Source organism: Antricoccus suffuscus (assembly GCF_003003235.1).
GTDB lineage: Bacteria > Actinomycetota > Actinomycetes > Mycobacteriales > Antricoccaceae > Antricoccus > Antricoccus suffuscus.
In genome coordinates this window covers 140,173-146,794 of sequence record NZ_PVUE01000012.1, presented here as the reverse complement: position 1 = coordinate 146,794, position 6,622 = coordinate 140,173, and the positions used below count along the sequence as shown (strand labels likewise).

Sequence of the window (6,622 nt, the reverse complement as noted above, 5' to 3'; positions counted from 1 at the left end):
ACGTTGTTCTTCTGCGGTATAGAAACCTTCTAAGGGCAAGACAATCAACTCCATGGGAATGGGTGACTGACTCACAACCAGACTGACACGTAGGGTTTGACAGCAGGATTTCGCCGTCGGGCGCTGCGGAAGGGCACATGTGTGCGGGGATTCAGCGGTGACGGAGCGCGACCGTCCAGGCACAGCGCTGGACGCGATCCTGCCGGTCACCAGAATGTCCTGAAGCCAACGCGCACATCCGCAAATTGTGTACAACATCGTATAAAGCCCACTCAACGTTCGGGGTAATCGAGTACCGCTGACCCTCGAATGGTTGTAAATTGTGTACAACTTGCGTACTCTTCGGAAATCTTGACACTTTCCACACCGTCAAGTCGGTGCCATCTGCCCAGCTCTCGCAGGAGTTTTCCATCGACCAGACGGTCGAGGCTGCCTCGCTGCCGTACGTCGGCACGCCCGACCCACACGGGGCCATGACCTACTTCATGCCCGGGCACCCGTACAACATCGGGCAGGCCGCATCGCAGGAGACGATCGATCTGGCGCTGAAAGCCGCGAGTCCGGTCGATCCCGGCGAGCGCAAGGCGCTCTACGCGCAGGTCGCGCAGAGCATGCTCGACCACCAGACCCAGGTCATGCCAATCTGTCTGCTGCACCTGGCATCCGCGTACGGCGCGAACGTCTCGAACGTCGAGCAACCGTCGTACGACGCTCCGACTCAGCGCGGCGTCGCGATCAAGGACTAGCCGATAATCGGCGCGTCCGCGGACGAGGTCGCCGTACGGTTAATGCCGCCCGGCGCGAACAGCGCCTCGAACGGCACGTGTACGACGCGGGCGCAGGTCACGATGACTCTCGTGCCGTCGACATCTACCTGGATGTCGACGGCATCGGTCCCCCATGCGTCGACGGCGTACTGGGCAATCGCGTTTCCGGCTAGCGTCTCGTCGAATGCGATATCCGCGGTGGACTCGCCTGTCGTCCGAACAAATCCGCTGGCGCCCGCGATCGCCGCGCCATCGCATGCCGACTGCAGGTCACGCTGCGCGAGGAACGCCGCCGACGCAGTGATACCACCGGTCAATAGCAGCCCGGCGACCATGAAGAACCCGAGCATCAGCGGAATGGTCGAGCCCCGGTCACCGGTCGGGGTTGCGAAGGGCGTCATCGGAAGCTGTCCATCGCGACGATGAATTTGCCCGTCGAAGTATTGGTATCAATGAACTCCGGCACCAGTGGCACTCGGATCGTCACTCGCACACACACCACGAACACCTCGCTTCGCCCAAGTGTCGGCTGGTAGCGCTGCGTCGTGTCGCGACACGACGCCCCGCGAGGCGCCGTCCAGACCGTGAAGTCGGTCGGGTCGATACCCTGGTCGTTGAGCGCCATCGAGGCGGCGTACGTCGCCCGCGTCAGTCCCGTCATTTGATCTGGCGCCGTTGCGATCGCGCGCCCCGCTTGCCGGGCGGCCTCGCTCGAGGCGAAGACCGCGCGCTGGATCGCCGAGAACGCCGCCACGCCGTACGTCAGCGGAACAAAGATGATGACAACCAACAGCACGAACTCGACGATTGCCGCGCCGCTGTCCTTCCCGCGATGAAGATCTGACATTCGGCGCCGTACGGAGCGTGCCGGTCGGCGTCGCATGCCCGTCATTGCGCGCCTTCCTTGACCGCGCGCCCTGTCACGTCAATCGGCAGCACATTGCCAACCGCCGTGACGACAGTGGGAATGCTCCCGACGCAGCGCACCACCACCACGATCAATCCCCCGTCACCAACTTCTTCGTCGACGGTGCACGTCAAGCCACTAGCTGCCTGTTCGGAGAGGGCCTCAGAAATCAGCTTCGTCGCGCGCTGTCCGCCCGCGAGTGACGTCACGTTGGCGTTGGCGGCGTACCGTGCGGCCGCCTGCACACTTGCGGCCATGACGTTGCGTTCGTGGATATAGATACCGACCTGAAGCACGACGAGAAAGATCGCGACAAGCAGTACCGCGACGAGGCTGAACTCCGCGACGTTGCCAGAGTCCCCGCGCGGTCGGCACACGCGTCTGGTCGCCGAGCTCGAGCGGGAATCCTTATGTGCCAGTAACACTGTCGAGTGCGTTTTGGACCGCGTTAACGATCGCCTCCCGGAACGGGATCAAGATCGCGATGACCAGCGCGGCCGTCATGACAACGATCATCACCCAGGCGGGCACGTCACCACGCTCTGTTTCGGCGCCGTACCGCTGCCTTGTCCATGCGAACACCGCCGAGACGGCCGCAAGGAGTGCCGCATACATTCTCATCATCACATCACCATCCACATTCCATTGCGTCACATCTCATTGCGACAGCTCGACAATCGCGAAAAGGCCTGGAAACAAAGCAAAAATGACCGTCGTTGGAAGTAGCAGAAATACGACCGGCACCATCATCGCGAGCTCCTTGCGTCCGCCCGACTCGAGCAGTCGCCGTTTGCCGTTCTCGCGTACGTCGACTGCCTGCGCCCGCAGCACATCGGCCAGAGGCGTGCCTCGTTCGAGCGCGATGACGATCCCATCGATAAAGCGGGTCAGCGGTTCGAGACTGCTGAACTTCGCGAACTCCTCAAGTGCCTCGGTCAAAGGCATCCCGGTGCGGACCTTTGCGAGCGCGCCTTGCAGGGACTGACCCAGCTCACCACCGACTAGCCTCGACACTCGATCTATCGCGCCCGCCGGACCTTCCCCGGCCGTCACCGACAACGCCAGAAGGTCTGCGACGACAGGGAATTCGGCCAATATCCGCTCTTCGCGACTCCGTACCTGCCGGCTGAGCCACCAATCTCGACCGAACAGTCCGCCAATCGCACCGCCAATGGCGAACAGCACCACCGATACGAGTTCGAACTTCGGGCTCACAAATGTCATCGCTACGCCGGCGACCGCTCCGGCCACGAGCCCAAGGCTCGCCCAGACAGTTTGCTCGAGCCTGAAATCCTCGATTGTCTGCGCGCTGTCCAACGCGCGAAGTCGCCGTCTGACCGAGCCCGAACCGCCGACCCACCGGTCGATCACCTTCGACAAAGAACGTGCGCGTGGTAGGAGAATTCTCCGCGCGGCGCCGGGCAGACTCGCTGGAGTGCCGGCCAACAACGCCGATGGCTTAGGCGCCTCACGCAGGTACGGCGCGATGCGGTCCTCAAGTTTGACCGGTCGCGCCGGTGGGGAACTGAATACGATGATCAGAAGGCCAATCGCAAACAGCGCGCCAATAATCGCGCCGATCAATAGCGGACTCATCGCAGAACTCGCTGCTCTGAGGGCAGTCTTCCGATCCGGACCATCAACCGGTACGCGAGGACGCAGACGACCGCGCCGCCGATGAGTACAGCAAGACCGAGCGGCGTGTCGTACGCCTGGAGTGTGGTCGACTGGGTACCAAGCAACAACAGCACTAACCACGGCGCGGCAACTGCCAGCCGCGCACCGTTGACAGTCGTCTGCTTTCGGCTATCGAGTTCCGCGCGCACGCGCGCATCTTCACGCAGAAACTGACTGAGCGTGCGCAGCACAGTGCCCAACTCCGTGCCGCCGACCTCACGAGTCACCCGCAACGTCTCGCAGATGCGATCGCCAACCGGGTCGGCCAGCCGCGCCTTGAGCATGTCGAGGCAGTCAACGAACCGTCCGCTGGCCCGGTAGTCGGCACCGAACTGAGCGAACGCCGCGCGCAATGGTTCGGGTCCACGCGTCGACAGCGCCGACAACGCCTCGGGGATGGACAACCCGGCGCGGACGGCAGACGCCAGATGGTCCGCGGCTTCGGGCCACACCTCGCGTAGATCCGCGCGCCGCTTCTCATGCAGACGTCTTACCAGCATGTCCGGAACGAAAAACCCGAATACAGCGAAGATCGCACTTATCGCGACGGCGGCCGTCAGCAACAGGATCACGATCCCTGCGAACAGCGCGCACACCCCTTGAATCAACCACAGCTGAGCACTGCTCACACCTGCCAGACCCGCGTCCGTAAGCAGCTGGTTGCGTCGAACGGTCAGGCCGCTCTGGCGGCGGACGGCCCGAGCCGGTCGCCGAGTGGCGCTGTACATGACAAGCAGGAGGCCCACGCCACCGAGCAAGCCCAGAAACTCACCCATGTGCCTTACGCCCCGATTCGCTGCTGCTGAGCAAAAGCCCGTCGGTCGAGCGCGGATAACTGTCAGAAAGCAGCGCCTGTACGTCGATCCCGGCGCGTTCGAATCGGTCTAGATGTGGCGGGTACCCGTCGGCGCGTACCAGCTGACCATCGCGGGTATGGAAGATGTCCGTCATCTCAACCATCGACGCCTCGGTGCGACCGCTGAGCGCGACGATCTCGCGCACTCGTCGCTGGCCGGAGGCCTCATTGCGCAGATGCACGACCACGTCGATAGCGGTCGCGACGGTCGGCACGACAAACGCCGACGAAATGTTCTCCCCTGCTAGCAAAGGAAGCGTACAGAGCTTTTGCACGGCTTCGCGCGCCGAGTTGGCATGCACCGATCCGGCGCCTGGAACGCCGCTATTTAAAGCGATGAGCATGTCGAGCGCTTCATCCTGACGCACCTCGCCCACGATGATGCGTGATGGCCGCATCCGGAGCGCCTCCTTTACGAGCCGGCGTAAGGAGATCTCACCGGTGCCCTCGAGGCTTGCCTGACGGGTTTGCATCGAGATGACGTCCGGCAGCGGGATGCGCAGTTCGAACACTTCCTCGACGGTGATTACCCGCTCGCGGGCTGGAATCGACGCACAAAGACAGTTCAAGAGTGTCGTTTTTCCGGCTTGAGTTCCGCCGGCGACTATCACGTTGAGTCCCGCGACCATGGCCGCCTCGAGAAACGCTGCCGCCTGCCGGGTCATCGTGCCAAGAGCAACGAGTTCCCTCAGGTGATGCGCCCTGACCACGAACTTGCGTATGTTGACTGCCATATGGCGCCGCGTCACGTCTGGGATGACGACATGCAACCGGCTGCCGTCCGGCATCAGCGCATCTACGAACGGCGCGGAAAGATCGAGCCTGCGTCCGGAGGTGCGCAGCATCCGTTCGACCAGTTGCTCAAGCTGCGGCTGTGTGAGCACGACGGTGGTCAGCTCACTGACGCCCCGACGCGCAGCGAACACTCGGTTGGGCTGGTTGATCCAAACCTCTTCTACTTCGGGGTCATCCAGCAGCACCTGCAATGGACCGAATCCGGCGACTCCGTCGTGCACCCGCTTGGCGAGCGACAGTGGATCTGCAAGCGGCGGCAACGGCGAGCTCAAGGCGCGGTCGGCATAGTCGCTCAGGACCTCATCGATGAGCTCGCGCACGCGCACCGGCTCGGTCAGCGGGTCGACGCCCCGCCGCCGGATGAGCTCACGTACCTCTGAGTCGACCAGCTCGTCGACTGTCTGAAATGCCATGCGACCGCCTCGCCAGATGAGTTGGCAGCACGATAGGCGTAAACCAAGATTTCCAAAAGTCGCTATCCACACCCTCGCCGCTTAACACAAACCAAACTATGCGACTTCGAGCGAAAAATCGAGAGTTTCCACAGGTAACCGCAAATTCCGCGCCGCTCAAGCAGCGACAGAGACCCGGCCGCAGCCACGTCACGCACTAGCTAATACTCGGCGATACAGTTGCAGTATCAACTATCTGACCCGGGGGTTGCCCATGCCTGTATACGAAAGCCTGACCGAGGTCGTCGGTCGTACTCCCCTACTCGCGCTCAATCGGCTCGCACCAGAGAACCCGGCGCGACTGCTGGCCAAGCTCGAGTTCTACAACCCGCTGTCGAGTATCAAAGACCGAACCGGTCTGTCGATCGTGCGCGCGGCCGAGGCCGACGGGCGGCTTAAGCCGGGCGGCACGATCGTCGAGGCGACCTCTGGCAACACCGGCATCGCACTCGCCTGGATCGGCGCCGCCCTCGGCTATCGCGTCGTGCTGGTCCTGCCGGACGATATGTCGAACGAGCGGCTTCTCCTGCTGCGCGCGCTAGGCGCCGAGGTCGAATTCACGCCGGGCGCCGACGGTATGGCCGGCGCCAACCAACGAGCGGGCGAGATCATCGAAGCCGATCCGACCGCGTTCCTCTCGGGCCAGGGCGGCAACCCCGCCAATCCGGCGATCCACGAGGCAACGACCGGGCCGGAAATCTGGGCCGACACCGACGGCAAGGTCGACGTCATCGTCGCCGCTACCGGCACCGGCGGCAGCCTATCGGGAACGGGCCGTTTCCTGCGCACCAAGAACCCTGACGTAAAGGTCATCGGCGTCGAACCCGACGAGGCGCCCGTGCTCAACGGTGGCGAATGGCAGCCGCACAAAATCCAGGGCATCACCGGCGGCAACGGCGTACCGCCGACCACGGACATGGAACTGATCGACGAAGTTGTCCGGATCCCCGAGGACACGGCAATCGAGGTCGCGCGTGAGGCGATGCGAGTCGAGGGCTTGATGGTAGGTATCTCGTCCGGGGCCGTATTGGAAGCCATGCGTCGACTCGGTCAGCGTCCCGAGTTGAAGAGCAAGACGATCGTCGGCATCCTCGCGGACACCGGCGAACGGTATCTGTCCACGGAGCTCTTCGACCACGTCCGGTCGTAATATGAAGTAAAGACGTTC

General features: G+C 63.0%; 9 protein-coding genes. 2 read left to right on the top strand and 7 right to left on the bottom strand.

Annotation, left to right across the window (positions count from 1 at the left end; translation table 11 throughout):
* Window positions 1-377 precede the first annotated feature (377 nt).
* Complete coding sequence (locus CLV47_RS14460) at window positions 378-746, top strand: hypothetical protein (protein ID WP_146135393.1); 369 nt, start codon at window positions 378-380, stop codon at window positions 744-746.
* Here the strand turns inward: CLV47_RS14460 and CLV47_RS14455 are convergent.
* Genes CLV47_RS14455 through CLV47_RS14425 form a run of 7 tightly spaced genes read right to left on the bottom strand, consistent with a single transcriptional unit; the run spans window position 743 to window position 5,415 of the window.
* Window positions 743-1,168 carry a pilus assembly protein TadG-related protein gene (locus CLV47_RS14455; protein ID WP_106349746.1) on the bottom strand — a complete coding sequence of 142 codons (426 nt, stop codon included), beginning with the start codon at window positions 1,166-1,168 and terminating at the stop codon, window positions 743-745. The two genes, CLV47_RS14460 and CLV47_RS14455, sit on opposite strands and share 4 nt — an antisense overlap.
* The gene (locus CLV47_RS14450) at window positions 1,165-1,614 is read right to left on the bottom strand and encodes a hypothetical protein (RefSeq protein ID WP_106349775.1); all 450 of its coding nucleotides are present in this window, start codon (window positions 1,612-1,614) and stop codon (window positions 1,165-1,167) included. Before CLV47_RS14450 ends, CLV47_RS14455 begins: the two co-directional genes overlap by 4 nt.
* A gap of 41 nt (window positions 1,615-1,655) precedes the next feature.
* Window positions 1,656-2,051: a TadE/TadG family type IV pilus assembly protein gene (locus tag CLV47_RS14445; RefSeq protein WP_106349745.1), complete on the bottom strand. Its 396-nt coding sequence runs from the start codon at window positions 2,049-2,051 to the stop codon at window positions 1,656-1,658.
* A 31-nt stretch (window positions 2,052-2,082) separates the two neighbouring features.
* Window positions 2,083-2,298 (bottom strand): hypothetical protein, encoded by a 216-nt coding sequence (locus tag CLV47_RS14440; protein ID WP_238145449.1) that lies wholly within the window; start codon window positions 2,296-2,298, stop codon window positions 2,083-2,085.
* 33 nt (window positions 2,299-2,331) lie between these two features.
* Window positions 2,332-3,270, bottom strand: a complete 939-nt coding sequence (locus tag CLV47_RS14435; RefSeq protein ID WP_106349744.1) for a type II secretion system F family protein — start codon at window positions 3,268-3,270, stop codon at window positions 2,332-2,334.
* Complete coding sequence (locus CLV47_RS14430; protein WP_106349743.1) at window positions 3,267-4,127, bottom strand: type II secretion system F family protein; 861 nt, start codon at window positions 4,125-4,127, stop codon at window positions 3,267-3,269. Before CLV47_RS14430 ends, CLV47_RS14435 begins: the two co-directional genes overlap by 4 nt.
* Window positions 4,120-5,415, bottom strand: coding sequence for a TadA family conjugal transfer-associated ATPase (locus CLV47_RS14425; RefSeq protein ID WP_106349742.1), 1,296 nt, complete (start codon window positions 5,413-5,415; stop codon window positions 4,120-4,122). Before CLV47_RS14425 ends, CLV47_RS14430 begins: the two co-directional genes overlap by 8 nt.
* Window positions 5,416-5,668: 253 nt before the next feature.
* Here CLV47_RS14425 and cysK point away from each other — a divergent pair, with 253 nt between their 5' ends.
* Entirely contained in the window at window positions 5,669-6,604 is a 936-nt protein-coding gene (gene cysK / locus CLV47_RS14420) for a cysteine synthase A (RefSeq protein ID WP_106349741.1), read from the top strand.
* Window positions 6,605-6,622: the final 18 nt, after the last annotated feature.

What these genes read in the sequence shown, in the direction of transcription:
- CLV47_RS14440 (WP_238145449.1), bottom strand. Translation starts at nt 2,298, where the DNA reads ATGATGAGAATGTATGCGGCACTCCTTGCGGCCGTCTCGGCGGTGTTC.
- CLV47_RS14455 (WP_106349746.1), bottom strand. Translation starts at nt 1,168, where the DNA reads ATGACGCCCTTCGCAACCCCGACCGGTGACCGGGGCTCGACCATTCCG.
- CLV47_RS14430 (WP_106349743.1), bottom strand. Translation starts at nt 4,127, where the DNA reads ATGGGTGAGTTTCTGGGCTTGCTCGGTGGCGTGGGCCTCCTGCTTGTC.
- cysK (WP_106349741.1), top strand. Translation starts at nt 5,669, where the DNA reads ATGCCTGTATACGAAAGCCTGACCGAGGTCGTCGGTCGTACTCCCCTA.
- CLV47_RS14450 (WP_106349775.1), bottom strand. Translation starts at nt 1,614, where the DNA reads ATGTCAGATCTTCATCGCGGGAAGGACAGCGGCGCGGCAATCGTCGAG.
- CLV47_RS14435 (WP_106349744.1), bottom strand. Translation starts at nt 3,270, where the DNA reads ATGAGTCCGCTATTGATCGGCGCGATTATTGGCGCGCTGTTTGCGATT.
- CLV47_RS14425 (WP_106349742.1), bottom strand. Translation starts at nt 5,415, where the DNA reads ATGGCATTTCAGACAGTCGACGAGCTGGTCGACTCAGAGGTACGTGAG.